The following is an 18,073-nucleotide window of genomic DNA, read 5'->3' as shown; positions in this document are numbered from 1 at the left end:
GCGCAGCGTGACGACCGGGACGGCGGCGCCGGTGTCGTCGGCGGTCTTGAAGTACAGGCCGTCGAGGATGCCGACCGCGCTGACCGCGGTGCCGTCGGAGGCCGCCTCGATGGCGTGCCGGATGCCCGCGGTGTCCAGGCCGGCGATGAACCGGGCGGTGACCGAGGCGCTGCCGGCGAGGGTGATGAACACCGGCGGCGGGGCGTAGACCGGGCCGAAGGACTGCCGCCAGCTGAAGCCGAGCGTCAGCGGGCCGGAGTCGAAGCTGACCAGCTCGACGTCCTGTCCCATCAGCAGCCCGAACAGGGAGGCCGGGTTGTCGAAGACGGGGAACTTGAAGCCGGTCTTCGCCGCGAGGGACTCCGTCTCGTTCGGCTTCGGGGTGAACAGCTTGTCCCCGTCGGTGCCGGCTGCGGTGTCGATCGCGGACTTGACCTCGGCGTCGGTCTTCGCCTGGGTGAACGGGTCGTCCCGCTTGATCAGGCTCTCCGCGGACGCGGGTGACGCCTCGGTGGTGAGGGCCCGGGCGGGGTCGACGAGGAACTGGCCGAGCGGGATGGAGCAGTCGTCACCGGCGCAGTCCAGGTCCCGGTTCACGAAGTTGATCACCTCGCGGACGGTGTGGATGAAGTCGAGGTTCGGCCCACCGCTGAGGGTGCTGAACTGCTGGGCGAGCCAGACCAGCGTGATGTCCGGTCCGCCGGTCGCCTTCGACAGGTCCGACAGCACCGGGATCGGTGCGTAGAGGGTGTCGATGATCGGCTGCAGCGGACCGGTGACCGTCTTGAGCTTGTCCACCACCGGCTTGAGGATCTTGTCGAAGAAGTCGCCGGCGTTGAGCCTGATGTCGGCGAACGTCACCTGCAGCGGCGTCTCCACGTTGGCGCCGGTGGCGGTCAGCTCGCCCTGCTTGTGCTTCAGGCCCCACTTGAGTCCGAAGCGGGCGCTGATGCCGGGCAGCGCGGACCCGGCCTCGTCGCCGGTGTTCACCGCCGCCGCCAGCTTCCAGTCGATGTTCACCGCGGCGGTGAGGTCGGTGGCGAGCAGCGAGCCGAGGTCGCCGAACTCCGCGAGGGTGAGCTTGTCGTCGTCCTCCGGCGTGCAGTTCGCGGCGACGGCGGGGTCGAAGCAGCTCTTCTCCCCCGGCGAGCCCTTCAGGTCGATCGCGAAGTACGCCTTGACCAGCGGGTCGGTGCCCTGCTTCGTGGCGTTGACCTGGATGAACGCGAGTTGGGCGGCGAGGTCCCCGGTCATGTCGAACGCGGCCCCGATCTGCACCTCGGGGGACGTGTCGCCGTCGTGGGTGGGGACGTAGAAGCCCTCGTCCCGGTCGAGCACCAGGTCCAGGTGCAGCTTCCAGCCGAGTCGCGCCTGGATCGCGTCGGGCGCGCCCTTCTTCGCCTTCAGCGACAGGCCGGGGATGCCTAGGTCGAGCGGCACGTTGACGCCGAGGCACGTGTTGCTGCCCGCGTCCTTGCACCCGTCGGCACGGACAACACCGTCTCCCACAACCTCATCGCCGACCCCGTCCGCGAGGGCAGCGCGATCCAGGTCGGCTCCCGGTTCGGGGCGGAGCCGTTCACCGGGCACCTGTGGATCACCGGAAACACCACCGTCCGCGCCGGCACCTACGAGCTGAACTGGAAGATCGGGCTCGGCGCCATCTGGCTCTACGCCCTGGATCGCAGCATCGACGCGCGGGTCGAGGTGGTCGGGGACGCGTACCTGGACAGCACCTACAACGCCGTCATGCTGGTGAGCGAGTGGGCGGTGAAGGACCTCTACTCGATCAGCAACGTGCACTTCCGGGACATCCGCGTCGACGGCACCGGCACGTCGGTGGTCAGCGCCCGTACGGCCGGGTCCGCGTCGTTCGCCAACGTGGACGCCCGCAACGTCGGCGCCGTCGGTGTCAACAACTGCGGCTCGTTCCACTTCACCCCGGCCGGTTCCGAGTTCGGCCTCACCGACCTGGGCGGCAACGACGGCGGGTGGCTCGCCCCCTGGTTGCTGCCGAATACCATCACCTGCGACGACCGCCCGCCGGTGGTGCCGCCGCCACCGCCGTCACGGTGGTGAGGGCGCCCGCCGTCACACGCGTGGCCGGGCGGTCCGGTGCCTCCGGACCGCCCGGCAACTCGTGGCAACGCGGGTCACCGACCTCCCGTGCGGCCGGTCCGCTTGCTTCCGAACGACTCCATGGTCGTCGCCTTCCGGGGTGGCGCCTTCTTGCGTGCCGCCGTCGTCGCCGGCGCCTTCTTCGCCGCGGCCTTCGTCGCGGGCGCCCGCTTCGCCGTGGGCGCCGTCCTCGCCGTGGCCTTCGTCCCGGGCGCCTTCTTCGCGACGGCCCTGGTCGCCTTCTTGGCCACCACGGCCTTCTCGGTCGGCCGGCGGGTCGGCGCGGCCGTGGCGGAGGTGTCCTTCTTCCGCGCGACCCGGGTCGTGGTCGAGGTCGGCTTCTCACCCGCGCTCTTGGCCGCGGTCGCTCCGGTGGCGCGCTTGGTGGCGGTCGCGACCTTCTTCGCGGCCAGCGCCCGCCTCGTCGGGGCCTTCTTCGCCCCGGTGGCCTTCCGGGCCCCGGTCGGCCTGCTGCCCGCCGCGCTCGCGCTCCTGCCGTCGGCCATCCTCGTTCCTCCTCGGATCCGCCCGCCACGTCGGCACGCCACCGACTGCCGGGCGCTACGAAGCGGCGTCCTACCGACGGTCGCGTCCGCCCGGTCTTCCCGCCGGTCAGGCGGGCAAACGTCGCAGGTTGGGGGCCGTGGGCGCGGGCGGCACCCGCCGGGGCACGCCTGCGCATGGTGCGATTCCGGACGGATTGACACGTACGGTCGCAGGGATTGCACTGGTGGTGACGGCGGGCGCCGGCTGCGGATCGGCCGGTGACGCCGCGGGAACACCGGAGGCGATCATGGACCTCTCGCCTGCCCGACGGCCGCAGGACGCCCAGACGGTACGCCGTCTCCGTCTCGGCATCGGCATTGTCGGCGTCGTCCTGCCGGTCGTGCTGGTCGCCGGCCACTCGCTGGTCAGCGGCCGGTTCGCGCTGCTCAGCTCGCTCAGCGCGTACTACTACACCGAGTTGCGGGACGTCTTCGTCGGCAGTCTGTGCGCGATCGGCGTCTTCCTGATCTCCTACCGGCACCGGAGGCTCGACGACCTGCTCAGTACCATCGCCGGCGGGCTGGCGATCGCGGTCGCGCTGTTCCCGGCCGCGACACATCAACCCGGTTCGCCGATCACGTCGACCGACGTGCTCGTCGGGAGGGTGCACCAGGTCGCGGCCGCGACGCTGTTCGTCATCCTGGCGATCTTCTGCATCGTGCTGTTCCCCCGGCGCGATCCGCGCGAGGTCCACGGCCGGGTACGCCGCGGCCTCTACTACGCCTGCGGCGGCCTCATCCTCGCCGCGATCGCGGTCGCCGTGGCGAGCAACGCGCTTCCGGACCCGACCCGCGACGCGCTCAGGCCGCTGTTCTGGTGCGAGGTGGTCGCCGTGCTCGCGTTCGGTGTCGCCTGGTTCGCCAAGGGCGAGGCGCTGTTCGGGCCGGCTCCGCAGACCACCGGCCCGGCACCCGACGGCGGGACACCCGTGACCGGCGGGAGGAGTCCCAGCCCCGCCGCGTCCTGAGGCCGGCCGCGCGGGACGCACCGAGGACGTGCCGGGGCGACCTCGCCGGGCGACGGTCAGTAGGTGCCCGCGGTACGGACGTGCGCGGCCACCCGCTCGTGCAGCGCGGCCAGCCCGGGGCTGACCGTGGCGGCGAGCGGCTCCGGCTCGGCCAGCCGCCGCGCCGGCTCGGGCAGCCACGCCAGGTCGGCGTCGAAGCGTTCCCGTGCGGCCCGGACCGCGGCGGCCGGATCGGCGCCGTCGAGCCGGCGCCCGCCGCGCATGACCGGTACGAGCAGCGGCTCGTGTCCCGGCGGTGGCGGTTCCTCGCGCAGCCCCACGACGTCCCCGCCGGCGCCGGTGCGGTCCCGGAAGACCTGCTTGGCGCCCGGCAGGGTGGCCTTGCCCGGCGACAGCTTGAGCACCGGCCGGTCGCCGTACGCGACCAGCTTGTAGGCGCTGTCCAGCGACGGCGCGTCGTAGGAGACGCCCATCCTCGTGCCGACGCCGTACGCGTCGATCGGTGCGCCGGCGGCGACCAGGGCCGCGATGACATCCTCGTCGAGGCTGCCGCTGGCCACGATCTGCACCTGGGTCAGCCCCGCCGCGTCGAGGATCGCGCGGGACTCGCGGGCCAGGGCGGCGAGGTCCCCCGAGTCGAGCCGGACGCCGAGCGGCCCGCTCAGGCCCAACTCCGTGATGACGTCGACGGCGGCCCGCACGCCGGCGGGCGTGTCGTAGGTGTCGACGAGGAAGATCGGGTTGACGGGGAAGTCGGCGGCGAACGCCCGGAACGCCGCCCGCTCGTCGGGGAACGCCTCGACGTACGAGTGGGCCATCGTGCCGGACGGTCGCAGCCCGTACCGGCGGGCGGCCTCGACATGGCTGGTCGCGGCGAAGCCGGCGATCGCGGACGCCCGCGCCACGCCGGCGCCGGCCTCGACCCCGTGGGTACGGCGGAACGCGAAGTCGACCAGCTGCGCGCCACCGGCGGCGAGCCGGCAGCGGGCCGCCTTACTGGCGACCGTGGTCTGGAACGTGACCAGGTTCAGCAGACCCGTCTCCACCAGCTGCGCCTCGGCGATCGGCGCCGTCACCTCGAGCAGCGGCTCGTCGGCGAACACCACCCGACCCTCCGGCACGGCCCACACGTCACCGGTGAACCGCAGCACCGACAACGCCGCCAGGGTCGGGGTGTCGAACCCGACGACGTCGCGCAGGTACGCCAGGTCGTCCTCGTCGAACGCGAACGTCTCCAGGAAGGTCAGCGCCTCGTCGAGCCCGGCCGAGACCAGGAAGCCACGCCGGTGCGGCAGGCGGCGTGCGAAGAGGCTGAACGTGGCCCGGTCGGTCATGTCGCGTCGGAGGTAGCTGGCCGCCATGCGCAGCTCGTACAGGTCGGTCCGCAGCCCGGTCATGTCACCTCCTCGCCCGCCGCCGTGCGGGGCGGCCCGGAACCCGTCACGCACCCACTGTGGTGGACCCGGCGCCGACACGTACCGGAAACGCGACATCAGCCGGCGTTCCCGACGGGTGAGCCCGGGTGGCGGGAGAGCCGTCCTCAGCCGACCCAGCGGCTCACGTACGCCGTCAGCCCTCTCAGGTCCCCGCCACCGGCGCGGTACCCGATGTGCCCGTCGGGACGGACGAGGTACAGACCGGCCGAGTCGGGTGCCAGGCCGAGCCGCCGCAGCGCCGGCCCACCGCCGTCCGCAGCGGTCACCCGGTGGACGGTCAGGCGGCCGGGCCGGGTCAGCGACGCCACCGCGTCCGGCGGCCAGGCCGGCGCCGGACCGCAGAGCAGCAGGTGCCATCCGGGTGCGGCGGTGAGCCGGTGCAGGGTGGTGTTGCCGACCGGCGCGTCCGGCAGGCGGTCGCCGGCCCGTGGACCCCGGCGCGGCGCCCCCGGCTCGTCGCACGACAGCGGACTTCGACGGTACCGGATGCCGAGCTGCGACACCGTACGGAAGGCGGTGGACCGCAGGGGCCGCACGCCGAGCACGGCGGGGATGACGGCCGGTGCGATCCGGGCACGGGCGAAGCGGACCGCCGGGCGGGTGGAGGTGGCGGCGGTGAAGGCGCGGTCGGTAAAGCGGAGCACCTTCCGCCCGACGCGCGCCCGCTCCGCCTCGTAGCTGTCGAGGAGTGCCGGGTCGGCGGTGCCGCGCAGGGCCTGGGCGAGCTTCCACCCGAGGTTGACGGCGTCCTGGATGCCGGTGTTCATGCCCTGCGCGCCCACCGGGCTGTGGATGTGCGCGGCGTCGCCGGCCAGGAACATCGGCCCGGACCGGTACCGGGTGGCGCCGCGGTGGTGCAGCCGGAAGTTGGTCATCCAGACCGGGTCGCGCAGGCGCACCCGCCCGTCGGTGTACCGGTCGGCGACGGCCTGGACCTCGTCGAGGGTGATCGGCGCGTCGGCCGGTGTCGGGTCGCCGGCTGTCCCGGTGCCGCAGCGTCGCCGCCGCGCCGTCGCCGGCGCTGTCCAGCGCGATCAGGTCGACACCCCGCTCGACGGTGACGCCCACCGCCGCCAGCTGTTCCCCGAGGATCCGCTCGGTCTCCGCCTGCGACAGGAACAGCAGGTAGGGGTACGCGGTGTCGTGCAGGCCGAGGTCGAACAGCGGCACGCCACGCTGCCCGCCGCGGCCGTGCAGGCACAACCGGACCGCCCGGTTGCCGAGGGCCACCAGGTCGTCGGTCACGCCGAGACCGGCGAGGACCTCCAGGGTCCGGGGCTGGATCGCCAGGGCGCGGGACTCGTGCGCCCGGTCGAGGGAACGGTCGACGACGCGCGCGTCGACGCCGAGGGCGGCCAGCTGCGCGGCCATGGTGAGCCCGGTGGGGCCCGTCCCCACCACCAGCACGTCGTGCATGCCCGCTCCTGGCTCGCCGGTCACCACCGTGACGATATCGCCCGGCGCTGACGCGCACGCCCGTCCTGGCGCACCAGGTCGGCGGGGCGTCCGCCGTGTCCGGTCCAGCCGATCGGATCGGAGCCGAGCCGTAGCGGGCCTGGTCAGGTGCGACCCGCCGGTGTAGACAGGAAACTGATCATGACGACCCGGGGCGCGGCGAGGAGGATCTCATGCAGGGCGAGCTGCAGCGGATCGTCGACGCCGTCGCCGCCCACGCCGGTCGCCCGGCGCTGATCGAGGACCGGCGGCAGCGGGTCGTCGTCTACAGCGAGCAGACCGGGCTGATGGACGAGGTCCGGCGGGCGTCCATCCTGCGCCGGCAGACCACGCCCGAGGTGATCGCCTGGCTCCGCGAGTTCGGCATCGCCGACGCCCGGACGCCGGTGCGCACCCCGGCCCGTCCCGAGCTGGACCTGCTGCCCCGCCTCTGCGTGCCGGTGCGCCACGACGACCTGCTGCTCGGCTTCGTCTGGTTCATCGACCCCGACGGCACCATGGCCGACGTCGACCTGGCGGCGACGGGGCTGCTCAAGGAGCTGTCCCTGGCGCTGTACCGGGAGAACCTGCTCGGCGAGCTGGCCGCGCAGAGCGAGACCGAGGCGGCGCGGATGCTGCTCGCCGACAGCCCGGAGACCCGTGACCAGGCGGTCCGGGCGCTGCTGGAGGCGGGCATGATCGCCGCGGACGGCCCGACCACCGCGCTCGTCGCCCGTCTCGTCGCGCCCCGGGAGCGGCAGCCGGACGAGCGGGCCCGGATCGCGCTGGAGCAGTCGCTGGTGGCCGCCCGGCGACGGGCCGGCATCCGGGAGGCGCTGCACCTGGTCCGGCACGACCACGGGCTGCTGCTGCTGCCCGCCGAGCCGGCCGCCGGCCGGCCCACACCGGAGGCCGTGGCCCGGCACCTCGACGACGACCTGCGGCACGTCACCCGCGCCCTCGGCTCGGTCGAGCGGACCGTGGTCGGCGTCGGCCGGAGCCGGCCGCGCCTGGTCGACGCCGTCGAGTCGTACGCCGAGGCGCTGCACGCCGCGCGGGTCGGCGCGCGGCTGCCGGCGCTCGGCCGGGTGGTCTCCTGGTCGGGCCTGGGCATCTACCGGATCCTCGCCCGGCTCGACGGGCACCACCTCGACGTGGCGGACGTCCATCCCGGCCTGGCCCGGCTGCTGGACGGGCCGGGCAACCAGGCGTTGCTGGCGACGCTGGAGCGGTACCTGGACCGGGCCGGCAACGCCCACGCCACGGCGGCGGAGCTGCGGCTGCACCGCACCACGCTCTACTACCGGCTGCAACGCATCGAGGAGCTCGCCGGCACCGACCTCAAGGACGGGGGCGAGCGGCTCTGCCTGCACCTGGCGCTGAAGCTGGCGCGGCTGACCGGCCACGACCGGCCGGAGGAGTGACGGGCGGATGCGACAGGCGTAGCAACCCGGAATCGAGATCTTCGACAGGTGCCCGATGACCCCACGTCGGCGGGGTTCGTAGGTTCGGCGGAACCCGAGCGACAGGGGGTGGTGCGGTGACCGGGCGGTGGCTCGGGCGGTACGTGGTGCCCACCCTCGTCGCGGCGCTGTTCGCCGCCCCGCTGTGGTTCATGCTGGTCGGCTCGCTGCGGCCCGCCGGCTCCCCACCGCCCCGCACGCTGGAGCTGTGGCCGGCCGAACCCACGACGGCCGCGTACGCGCGCCTGCCGGAGCTGGTCCCGCTGTTCCGCTACCTGGCGAACTCCGCGCTGGTGGTGGCGCTGGCCGTCCCGCTGACCGTGCTGGTCGCGTCGCTGACCGGGTTCGGGCTGCGGCTGCTGCCCCGCCCCGCCCGCCGGCGGGCGCTGCTCGGGCTGCTGGCGCTGCTGCTGGTGCCGGTCACCGCCGTGTGGGCCACCCGCTTCGAGCTGTTCCGGCTGGCCGGGGTGGTCGACACGTACCTGCCGCTGCTGGCCCCGGCCTTGCTCGCCGTCAGCCCGTTCCTGGTCCTGCTGTACGCGTGGAGCTTCGGCGGCGTACCGGACAGCCAGTTGCAGGCCGCCCGCCTGGAGGGCGCCGGATGGCTCACCATCTGGCGGCGGCTGGCGCTGCCGCAGGTCCGGCCCGCGACCCTCGCCGTGGCGGTGCTCGCCTTCACCTTCCACTGGGCCAACTTCATCGACCCGCTGCTGTACCTGACCAGCGGCGACCGGTACACGTGGCCGCTCGGGCTGCGGTTCCTGCTGCTGCTCAACCCCACCGACTGGCCGTTGCTGATGGCCGGCTGCGTGGTCGCGACCGCGCCGTGCGTGCTGGTGTTCCTGCTGGCACAGCGGATCCTGCTGTCGGACGACCCCCTCGCAGCACTCAGAGCGAAAGGACGCCGATGACCCCCACCTGGCGACGCGTGTGCGCGGCCCTGGTCACCGTGCTGCTGGTCGGCAGCGGCTGCACCTCCGGTGACGGCGCCGAGGACCGGGCCGGCATCACCGTGGTGCTGTTCGGCGACGCCGAGGAGGTCGCCGGTTACCGCACCCTCGTCGCCGGCTTCACCGAGGCCAACCCGGACGTCGACGTGACCCTCTCCCCCGTGGCCACCCAGGACGAACTGATGGCGCGGCTCACCACGTCGTTCGCGGGCGGCCGGCCGCCGGACGTGTTCCTGCTCAACTACCGCCGGTACGGGCAGTTCGCCGCGCAGGGCGCGATCGAGCCGGTGCAGTCGTACCTGGACGCGAGCACCGCGATCAAGGAGAGCGACTTCAGCCCACGGGCACTGGACGCGTTCCGGTTCGACGGCAAGGCGCTCACCTGCCTGCCGCAGAACCTGTCCTCACTGGTCGTCTACTGGAACGCCGACCTGTTCCGGGCCGCCGGCGTCCCGGCGCCGGCCGCCGGCTGGACGTGGGACGACTTCCTCGCCGCCGCCAAGGCGCTCACCCGCGACGGCCGGTACGGGGTGGGCGTCGAGCCGTCGATCGCCCGGCTCGCGCCGTTCGTGTGGTCCAACCGGGGCGAGCTGGTCGACGACCCGGCCCGGCCGACCGCGCTGACCCTGGGCGGCAACCCGGCCACCCGGAAGGCGGTCGACTGGTTCCTCGACCTGCAACTGCGGCACCGGGTCGTGCCGCCGGACGCCGAGGAGCAGAGCGAGTCCAGCGAGGCGCGCTTCCTGCGCGGCACCCTCGGCATGTACCTGAGCAGCCGGGTGGCCGTGCCGACCCTGCGCACCATCGAGGGCTTCACCTGGGACGCGGCGCCGCTGCCGGTCGCGCCCGGCGGCGTACCGGCGTCCATCCTGCACAGCGACGCGTACTGCATGAGCGCCGGCCTGCCGGACCACCGCCCGGCGTGGCGGTTCATCGAGTACGCGATGGGCGCCGACGGGCAGCGCACGATGGCCGAGTCCGGCCGGACCGTGCCGTCCCGCCTCGACGTGGCCGGCTCCCCCGCGTTCCTCGACCCGGCCGAGCCGCCCCGGTCGTCGCACGTCTACCTCGACGCCGAGCCGCACCTGCGGGCCACCCCGCGCACCGCCACCTGGGCCCGCGTCGAGAAGGAGACGGACACCCTGCTGGAGGAGGTGTTCTACGGCCGGGTCGACCGGGAGGAGGGGCTGCGCCGGCTGGAGGAGACCGTCCGCCCGTTGTTCACCCTGCCGGTGGGCAAGTGAGCGAGCGTCGTGGCGTGATCCGGCTGGAGGGGCTGACCCGCTCGTACGGGCGGACCACCGCCGTCGACGGCGTCGACCTGGAGGTGCGGGCCGGGGAACTGGTCACCCTCGTCGGGCCGTCCGGGTCGGGCAAGTCGACGATCCTGCGGCTGATCGCCGGCCTGGACCGGCCGGACGGCGGGCGGGTCCTGGTCGACGGCGTCGACGTCGCCGGGGTGCCGCCGCACCGGCGGGCGGTGGCGATGGTCTTCCAGGACTACGCGCTCTTCCCGCACCTCACCGTCCACGGCAACCTGACGTTCGGGTTGCGCGTCCGCCGGGTGCGGCGCGCCGAGGCCGACCGGCGGGCCCGCGCCGCCGCGGACCGGCTCGGCATCGGCGACCTCCTGGACCGCTACCCCGACCAGATGTCCGGCGGGCAGCGGCAGCGGGTGGCGCTGGCCCGGGCGCTGCTGCGCGATCCCAGCGTCTACCTGCTCGACGAGCCCCTCGCGAGCCTGGACGCGCCGCTGCGCTTCGCCACCCGCGCCGACCTGCTCGCCCTGCACCGGGAGCTGCGCACGACCACCGTCCACGTCACGCACGACCAGCACGAGGCGATGACCCTCGGCGACCGCGTGGTCGTCCTCGCCGACGGGCGCGTCCGGCAGGTGGGTCCACCCCAGCAGGTGTACGACGAGCCAGCCGACACGTTCGTCGCCGGGTTCCTCGGCAGCCCGCCGATGAACCTGGTGACCGGCGGCGGCGTGCTCGGCGGCGACCCGGACGTGACGCTCGGCGTACGCCCGGAGGACCTCACGCTCGACGGCGAGGGACCGGTGGCCGCGACCCTCGAGGCGGTGGAGGCGCTGGGCAGCGAGGCGATCCTGCTGACCCGCTGCCCGGACGGCACCCGGCTCACCGTCCGCACCGGCCCCCGCCCCGGCGTCGCCCCCGGTGACGAGGTACGGCTGCGCGCCGACCGGCTGCACCGGTTCGACGCGGCCACCGGGCGGCGCCGGTGAGCCGCCCCCGGCCGCCGCTGACCGGCTGGGCGTTCCTCACCCCGTACGCGGTCGCGGTGGCCCTGCTGGTCGCGGTTCCGGCGCTGCTCAACCTGGGGTACGCGTTCACCGACCACACCGGACTGACCCGGGACCCGCGGTTCGTGGGGCTGGCCAACGTGCGGCGGATGCTCGACGACGGGTTCCTCCTCGACAGCCTGCGCGCCTCGCTGTTCCACGTGGCGCTCGCCGTGCCGGTGCGGTTCGTCGCCGCGGTGGGGCTCGGCCTGCTGCTCGCCGCCCCGCGCCCCGGCGGCCGCTGGTTCCGCACCGCCGTCTACCTGCCCACGGTCATCCCGGACGTGGCGCTGGCGGTGCTGTTCCTGTGGGTGCTCAACCCGCTGTACGGGCCGCTCAACCAGCTCCTCGGCCTCTTCGGGCACCCCGGCTTCACCTGGCTCGCCGACCCGGCGACCGCCCGCGTGGGCGTGGTGCTGATGCTCGCGTTCCCGATCGGTGAGGGGTTCGTCGTGGTCCTCGCCGCTCGCCGGCTGCTGGACGGCCGGCTGTACGAGGCGGCGGCCCTGGAGGGGTGCGGGCCGTTCGGGCAGCTGCGCCGGATCACGCTGCCGCTGCTCGCGCCGGTGCTGGTGCTGCTGGCCGTCCGGGACACCGTCCTCACGTTGCAGGTAAACTTCGTGCCGGCGTACGTGCTCACCGACGGCCGGCCCGCCAACGCCACCCTCTACCTGCCGGTCTACATCTTCGACCAGGTCTTCGAGTTCTCCGGCTTCGCGTACGGCTCGCTGGTCACCATCCTGCTGATGCTGGTCACCGCCGTGATCATCACCGGGCTGCTGCTCGCCGTCCGGCGCTGGCGGGTGCTGCGGTGAAGTGGGATCCTGCTGCGATGAGACTCCGGGCCCTCACCGCCGTCGCCCTCCTCGCCGTGCTGGCCGGGTGCGGTGGCGCGGAGGCGCCCTCCGGTGGCAACCGGGACCTGCTGGGCAACCTGCCCAGCTGTGACCGGGTGCCGCTGGACCAGGAGCCGGAGGTGGCGGCGGACGTGCCCGGCCTCGTCCTGCCCGACGGCGCCCGGGTCACCAGCGTGGTCGCGCAGGGGGCGTTGACCAGCGTGGAGGCCACCGTCCGGATGTCCCCGCTGGACGTCCGCGCTCACTACGAGCAGCGCACCGACATCGAGCTGCTGCGCATCGAGGACGAGATCTTCGAGACCGAGGTGCTCGCGCGGGCGCAGGACCGTCGCATGTACCTGCGGGCCGGGGCGCTGTGCGCCGACGGCACCACGCTGACCGCGATGGTCGGCCCGGATTCCGACGACGCGGGCCTGCCCGAGTTCCGTACCGGCTGACCGGCGGCTCTACAGGTGTCCTAAGCGGGCGGTGGGTTTCCCGACAGATGATCGGTGACGTTCACCGATGCGGTGTCTAGCGTGCCCACAAGACCGTCTTCGTACGGACAGGAGAGCCGCATGGACCTTACCCTCGCCCGACGTCGTCGCGGGCTGACGGCGACGGCGCTGCTGGCGCTGACCGCCGCGGTCGCGCTGACGGCCTCGTCCAGCCCGCCGATCGCGCAACCGTCACTGTCCACCAGCTCGCCCACCGGGCCGATGGAACTCCCCGACGAGTGGATGACCGCGCAGCGGATGAGCGACGGCAGCACCGACCTCTCCGCCGCCAAGTACGCCAAGGCGCGCGGTGAGGCCAACCAGCTCGCCGCGCACACCCGCAGCGTCTACCGGCCGCTGGCCGAGCGGGACTGGTCCTTCTTCGGGCCGGCCGACATCGGCGGCCGGCTCGTCGACATCGCGGTGGACCCGCAGGTGCCCAACCAGGTGTTCATCGCCGCCGCCTCCGGCGGCGTGTGGAAGTCCAGCGACGCCGGGGCCACCTTCACCTCGGTGTGGCCGGACGGCTGGGGTCAGGCCATGGGCGCGGTCGCCATGACCAGCGACGGCGTCCTCTTCGCCGGCACCGGTGAGGCCCAGCCCGGCGGCGGCTCCATCACCTTCGGCGGCGACGGTGTCTACCGCTCCACCGACCGCGGCGCCACCTGGGAGCGCGTCGGCCTGGCCGACAGCCACGCCATCGCCCGGTTCGCGATCGACCCGGGCAACGAGGACCGGATCTTCGCGGCGGCCAGCGGCAACCTGTTCGTCCCCGGCGGCGAACGCGGCGTCTACCTCACCGAGGACGGCGGTGACAGCTGGCGGCAGGTCCTCGCGCCGCCGAACGCCACCACCGGCGCCACCGAGGTCGTCGTCGACCCGAGCAACCCCGACCGGGTGTACGCGGCCATGTGGGACCACCTGCGCGAGCCGAGCCAGCGCACTTACGGCGGGCCCGGCTCCAGCCTCTGGCGCTCCGACGACGGCGGACGGACCTGGGCGCGGATGACCACCGGCCTGCCCACCGACGCCGACCAGGGCCGTTGGGGTCTCGCGCTCGCCCCGAGCAACCCGCAGCGCCTGTACGCGTACGTGGGCACCGCCCTCGGCCCGTTCCGGGCGTTCTACCGCTCCGACGACGGCGGCGACACCTGGACGCAGACCCCGGTCACCGCCGGGCAGGCGTCCCAGTCGACGTTCAGCTGGTGGTTCGGCAAGCTCTTCGTCGACCCGGCCCAGCAGAACAACGTGTTCCTCATGGGCGTCAACCTCATGCGCTCCACCAACGGCGCGCAGAGCTTCTCCCCGGTGGGCGGTGTCCACGCCGACCAGCACGCCATGCGCTGGGACCCGAAGGCGCCGGGCCGGGTCTACCTGGGCAACGACGGCGGCTTCTACCGCTCGGAGGCCAACGGCGCCGGCAGCTGGGTGAAGGCCACCGACGAGCGGTACACCCAGTTCTACACCGTCGACGTGGCGCAGACCGACCCGAGCCTGAAGGTCGCCGGCGCGCAGGACAACGGCTGCAACCGCGGCTACAACGGGGCCGGCGGCCCGTGGGACGCGATCGGCTGCGGTGACGGCCTCCAGACGCTCATCCACCCGGAGAACCCGAACATCGTCTTCGGGTGCAGCCAGTACGGCTCCTGCTACCGGTCGGAGAACGCCGGCGCCAGCCCGCGCGCGCCGATCGGCACCGGCCAGACGACCTCGCAGCGGCGCAACTGGCTGACGCCGCTCCAGTTCGACCCGAGCGACCCGAACGTCATGTACTACGCCGGCAACATCGTGAACCGGTCGACGGACAACGGTCGTACCTGGACCGCGATCAGCCCCGACCTCACCGGCGGCGGCCCGAACGACCCGTCCGGCTACCCGTGGGGCACCATCACCACGATCGCGGCCGCGCCGACCGACGGCGACACCCTGTACGTCGGCACCGACGACGGCAAGCTCTGGTGGACGCACGACCTCGGACGGAGCTGGAACGAGGTCGACCGGGCGCAGCTCCCGGGCACCTGGGTCACCCGCGTCGCGGTGCACCCCGCCGACGCGGACATCGCGTACGCGACGTTCTCCGGCTTCCGCTCCGGCAGCGACCGGCCGCACGTGATGATGACCCGTGACGGCGGCCGGACCTGGACCGACATCGGGCGCGGGCTGCCCGACGCGCCGGTCAACTCGGTGGTCCCGACCGCCGACGGCCTGCTGCTGGTCGGCACCGACGTCGGCGTGTTCATGTCGGCGTGGAACGGCGGCGAGTGGGCGACACTCGGCGCGGACCTGCCGAAGGCGGCGGTCATGTACCTGCGGTGGCACGAGCCGACGCGCCAGCTGACGGCGGCGACGTTCGGCCGGGGCATCCACGACATCACGGTGCCGCGCTGCCCGGCGGCGTCCACGAAGCTGCCCCTGAACGATCCGGGGGTCGGCGTGGTGGGCGTGCTGTCGTCCTGCCGCGCTGGCTGACCCGCCACGGAGGCCACCTCCCGCTCCGGGAGGTGGCCTCCGCGTTTTCGGTGTCCCGTCCGCCCTAGCGCACCTGCCGGGCGGGGAACCGCACCGGCGGGTCGGCGATCGCATCCTGGGCGGCGACCAGCTGGATCTCCCGGGTGCCCGCCGCGAGTGTCGCCTCGAGGACGGCGAAGATCGAGGCGGTGGTGCGCTCCAGGGCCGTCGCGGGCGAGCCGGTCGTCCGCAGGTGCGCGAGGTACAGGGCCGCGGTGACGTCACCGCCGCCGTTCGGGCTGATCGGCAGCAGCGGCGTGGTCACCGCCCAGGCGCCCTCGTCGGACACGGCCACCATCTCCAGCGACCCCTCCGGCACGTCGCCGTGGAGCACGCTCGTGACCAGCACCTGCCGCGGCCCGGTCGCCCGTACGGCGTCGACCGCCTCCAGAACCTCGTCCAGTGAGGTCGTCGTCCGGCCGGCGAGGAAGTCCAGCTCGAACTGGTTCGGGGTGATGATGTCCGCGCGCGGGACGACCACGTCCCGCAGGTACTCCGGGATGCCCGGCCGGACGAACATGCCGCGGCCGACGTCACCCATCACCGGGTCGCAGCAGTACACCGCGTCCGGGTTGGCCGTCTTCACCAGGGCCACCGCGTCGAGGATCACCGCGCCCATCGCCGGGTCGCCCTGGTAGCCCGACAGCACCGCGTCGGCGTCGCCGATGACCCCACGGTCCGCGATGCCCGCGATCACCTCGGCGACGTCGGCCGGCGCCAGCAGCGGTCCGCGCCACGCGCCGTACCCGGTGTGGTTGGAGAAGTGCACGGTCAGCACCGGCCAGACCTCGTGCCCGAGGCGCTGGAGGGGGAAGACGGCGGCGGAGTTGCCGACGTGGCCGTAGGCGACCGACGACTGGATGGACAGGATCCTCACCGGCCCATCATGGCGGTTCGTCAGCGACCGATGTCCGTCCGGGCCGGCACGTCGATCGGATGATGCTCAGCCGGGCGCCGCCCGGCCGTACGCCCTGCCCGCCGTCATCTGATCTTCGCTGCCGGTCGCAGGCGGGGCGGCATCGGCGCCCGCGATCGTCAAAACTGACGGCGTGGATCAGCTTCAGAAAATCGTACGGGTCGTCCACGACACGATCGGGTCCGCCGTCGTCGGGGTCTGGTCGACCGGTCGTCGCGGTGAATGCCACCGGCATGGCGGCTCCCGGCCCTCGGAGGGACTGCCGACCGCGCCGCCGGCTGCGCAGCGCCGCCCCCTGGGATCGGGTGACGGTCCGATGACGGTCGGTGGACTGCGCCCATCGTTCGCCGGGACTGAGTGATCTGTCAATGTCCGTCCGGCCCGACGCGCCCGACCCGCCGGGCCGACCTGCCCGTTTACGAGTGCCGGTAACGGGTGAAGGTAGGGTCAGTACCAGCTCATGAGGGGGGCCGCACCATGTCCGACACCAGCCACGACCGGTCTGACCGCCATGACCGCCCTGACGAGGTGACCGACCCGCTGCTGTGGGGGCTCGCCCTCGACGTGGCCGACGCGCACCAGCCCGACGAGAACGGGGCCGACTGCGTCAACCTGCTCTGCGCCGGCCAGGGCTGGCCCTGCGCCGCCTGGGAGAACGCGCAGCGGGCGCTTCAGGTGGCCCAGTCGTCGCCCGAGCAGCGGCCGGCGACCGTTCCGGCCGACCGGCCGGACGACGCGCTGACCGGATGGTCCCCGGTGCCCGCGCGCCAGCTGCGCCCGGCCGCTCCGGCGCAGCCGACCCGCACCGGCGCTGCCGCCTGACGCCGCGCTGACCAGCGACGACGCGGCTCGGCCGTCGACCGGAATCGATCGGCGGCCGAGCCGGTGGAAGTTCCATCACGGACCGCCCTGACGGTGTCCTTTCCGACAGATCCGGCGGGTTGTCGAATTGGCGGATGGCGGCGTGACCGGCCCGACCGTTAGGCTCAAATGCCGAGTGGAGTCGTTCACCGCCGATCAATCATCTTCGCTCTGGGCCGACGTGACGGATATTCGCTGGTCAGCAGCACCGGAAGGCAGGCTGGAGTGGGCCGAGCAGGGGAGCCGGGGACCGAATTCGCCTATCGCGCGGACAACAAGCGACTGGCGTTCGAGGTCTCGGGTGCGCCCGACGGACACCCCGTCTTCCTGATGCACGGCACACCGGGCAGCCGCAGAGGGCCAAAGCCGCGCGGCATCGTTCTGTACCGGTTGGGCGTGAAACTGATCACCTACGACCGTCCGGGCTACGGCGGATCCGACCGGGTCGAGGGCCGTGACGTGGCCGACGCCGCACGGGACGTGGAGGTCATCGCCGACCATCTGGAGCTGCCCCGGTTCGCCGTCGCCGGCCGGTCCGGCGGCGGCCCGCACGCCCTCGCCTGCGCCGCCGACCCGGCGCTGCGTCACCGGGTCACCCGCGTGGCGGCGCTGGTCGGGTTCGCCCCGTCCGACGCGCCCGAGCTGGACTGGTTCGCCGGGATGAACGACGACAACGTCAACGGCTTCGGCGCCGGCCGCTCCGACACGTCGGCCGTGGTGGAGGAGATCCGCCGCCGGGCGCAGCGGGCCAGTGAGGACCCGCGGCGGCTGCTGGAGGACCTCATGGCGCAGATGACCATCGCGGACCGGCGGGCGGTACGGGATCCGGCGCTGCGGAGGATGCTCGCCGACACCTTCGAGGACGCGTTACGCGCTGGCCCGTACGGGTGGATCGACGACGTGCTGGCGCTCCGCCGGGACTGGAAGTTCGACCTCGGCCTGATCGACACGTCGACGACCAGGGTGAAGCTCTGGCACGGCGCCGAGGACACCTTCGCCCCGGTCGGGCACACCCACTGGTTGGCGTCCCGCATCCCCGGTGCGGAGCTGGAGGTGCAGGCCCACGCGGCGCACTTCGACGCGATGGAGGAGCTGCCGCGCATCCTGCGCTGGCTCACCGCCGACGACGACGCGGCGGTGAGCCGTGACCTGCTGATCGGAGCGCGCCCCGGTCAGTGAACCTTCTTCAACCTCCCCTTGCGGTCCGTCGTGGCAACAGGTGGGGGTCGGGGCGTG

14 protein-coding genes and 3 pseudogenes are annotated in these 18,073 nt (G+C 73.4%); 11 read left to right on the top strand and 6 right to left on the bottom strand.

Features of this window, described 5'->3' with window-relative positions; all coding sequences use genetic code 11:
* Positions 1–1,485: 1,485 nt before the first annotated feature.
* Positions 1,486–2,079 (top strand): annotated as a pseudogene (locus tag HCJ94_RS03035) (glycosyl hydrolase family 28-related protein); the annotation flags it as partial.
* A gap of 74 nt (positions 2,080–2,153) precedes the next feature.
* Here HCJ94_RS03035 and HCJ94_RS03030 read toward each other — a convergent pair.
* Complete coding sequence (locus HCJ94_RS03030) at positions 2,154–2,624, bottom strand: histone (RefSeq protein WP_167999181.1); 471 nt, start codon at positions 2,622–2,624, stop codon at positions 2,154–2,156.
* Positions 2,625–2,911: 287 nt separating this feature from the next.
* Between HCJ94_RS03030 and HCJ94_RS03025 the strand changes: the two genes are divergently transcribed.
* A complete protein-coding gene (locus HCJ94_RS03025) occupies positions 2,912–3,631 on the top strand; it encodes a DUF998 domain-containing protein (RefSeq protein ID WP_167999393.1) in 720 nt (239 codons plus the stop codon).
* Positions 3,632–3,687: 56 nt separating this feature from the next.
* Here HCJ94_RS03025 and HCJ94_RS03020 read toward each other — a convergent pair whose 3' ends face one another.
* The 4 genes and pseudogenes from HCJ94_RS03020 to HCJ94_RS31350 form a co-directional block, all read right to left on the bottom strand.
* Complete coding sequence (locus HCJ94_RS03020; RefSeq protein ID WP_167999392.1) at positions 3,688–5,028, bottom strand: nicotinate phosphoribosyltransferase; 1,341 nt, start codon at positions 5,026–5,028, stop codon at positions 3,688–3,690.
* A 143-nt stretch (positions 5,029–5,171) separates the two neighbouring features.
* Entirely contained in the window at positions 5,172–5,570 is a 399-nt protein-coding gene (locus HCJ94_RS31360) for an aromatic-ring hydroxylase C-terminal domain-containing protein (protein ID WP_373684182.1), read from the bottom strand.
* 138 nt (positions 5,571–5,708) lie between these two features.
* Positions 5,709–6,020: pseudogene (locus tag HCJ94_RS31355) on the bottom strand (FAD-dependent monooxygenase); the annotation flags it as partial.
* Positions 6,021–6,105: 85 nt separating this feature from the next.
* Positions 6,106–6,438: pseudogene (locus tag HCJ94_RS31350) on the bottom strand (FAD-dependent oxidoreductase); the annotation flags it as partial.
* A gap of 257 nt (positions 6,439–6,695) precedes the next feature.
* On the opposite strand from HCJ94_RS31350, the gene HCJ94_RS03010 reads away from it, so the two are divergent.
* From HCJ94_RS03010 to HCJ94_RS02980, 7 genes are all read left to right on the top strand, one after another.
* Entirely contained in the window at positions 6,696–7,925 is a 1,230-nt protein-coding gene (locus tag HCJ94_RS03010; protein ID WP_167999391.1) for a PucR family transcriptional regulator, read from the top strand.
* Positions 7,926–8,041: 116 nt separating this feature from the next.
* Positions 8,042–8,875 carry a carbohydrate ABC transporter permease gene (locus HCJ94_RS03005; RefSeq protein ID WP_167999390.1) on the top strand — a complete coding sequence of 278 codons (834 nt, stop codon included), beginning with the start codon at positions 8,042–8,044 and terminating at the stop codon, positions 8,873–8,875.
* The gene (locus HCJ94_RS03000; protein WP_167999389.1) at positions 8,872–10,158 is read left to right on the top strand and encodes an ABC transporter substrate-binding protein; all 1,287 of its coding nucleotides are present in this window, start codon (positions 8,872–8,874) and stop codon (positions 10,156–10,158) included. Before HCJ94_RS03005 ends, HCJ94_RS03000 begins: the two co-directional genes overlap by 4 nt.
* Positions 10,155–11,162, top strand: a complete 1,008-nt coding sequence (locus tag HCJ94_RS02995) for an ABC transporter ATP-binding protein (RefSeq protein WP_309227120.1) — start codon at positions 10,155–10,157, stop codon at positions 11,160–11,162. Before HCJ94_RS03000 ends, HCJ94_RS02995 begins: the two co-directional genes overlap by 4 nt.
* Entirely contained in the window at positions 11,159–12,034 is an 876-nt protein-coding gene (locus HCJ94_RS02990; RefSeq protein WP_167999388.1) for a carbohydrate ABC transporter permease, read from the top strand. The genes HCJ94_RS02995 and HCJ94_RS02990 overlap by 4 nt, the downstream gene beginning before the upstream one ends.
* Before the next feature lie 17 nt (positions 12,035–12,051).
* Positions 12,052–12,513, top strand: coding sequence for a hypothetical protein (locus tag HCJ94_RS02985; protein WP_167999387.1), 462 nt, complete (start codon positions 12,052–12,054; stop codon positions 12,511–12,513).
* A gap of 120 nt (positions 12,514–12,633) precedes the next feature.
* On the top strand, positions 12,634–15,021 hold the full coding sequence (locus HCJ94_RS02980) for a WD40/YVTN/BNR-like repeat-containing protein (RefSeq protein ID WP_240943820.1): 2,388 nt from the start codon (positions 12,634–12,636) through the stop codon (positions 15,019–15,021).
* 64 nt (positions 15,022–15,085) lie between these two features.
* On the opposite strand, the gene pdxY is transcribed toward HCJ94_RS02980, so the two are convergent.
* Entirely contained in the window at positions 15,086–15,937 is an 852-nt protein-coding gene (pdxY, locus tag HCJ94_RS02975) for a pyridoxal kinase PdxY (protein WP_167999386.1), read from the bottom strand.
* A gap of 516 nt (positions 15,938–16,453) precedes the next feature.
* On the opposite strand from pdxY, the gene HCJ94_RS29870 reads away from it, so the two are divergent.
* On the top strand, positions 16,454–16,798 hold the full coding sequence (locus tag HCJ94_RS29870) for a hypothetical protein (protein WP_240943818.1): 345 nt from the start codon (positions 16,454–16,456) through the stop codon (positions 16,796–16,798).
* Positions 16,799–17,062: 264 nt separating this feature from the next.
* Positions 17,063–18,016 (top strand): alpha/beta fold hydrolase, encoded by a 954-nt coding sequence (locus HCJ94_RS02965; RefSeq protein ID WP_167999385.1) that lies wholly within the window; start codon positions 17,063–17,065, stop codon positions 18,014–18,016.
* Positions 18,017–18,073 lie beyond the last annotated feature (57 nt).

It is taken from the genome of Micromonospora thermarum, from assembly GCF_012034245.1.
In the GTDB taxonomy this organism is placed as follows: domain Bacteria; phylum Actinomycetota; class Actinomycetes; order Mycobacteriales; family Micromonosporaceae; genus Micromonospora; species Micromonospora thermarum.
Note: the sequence above shows the minus strand (reverse complement) of the source record. Positions and strands in the feature narration are given on the sequence as shown.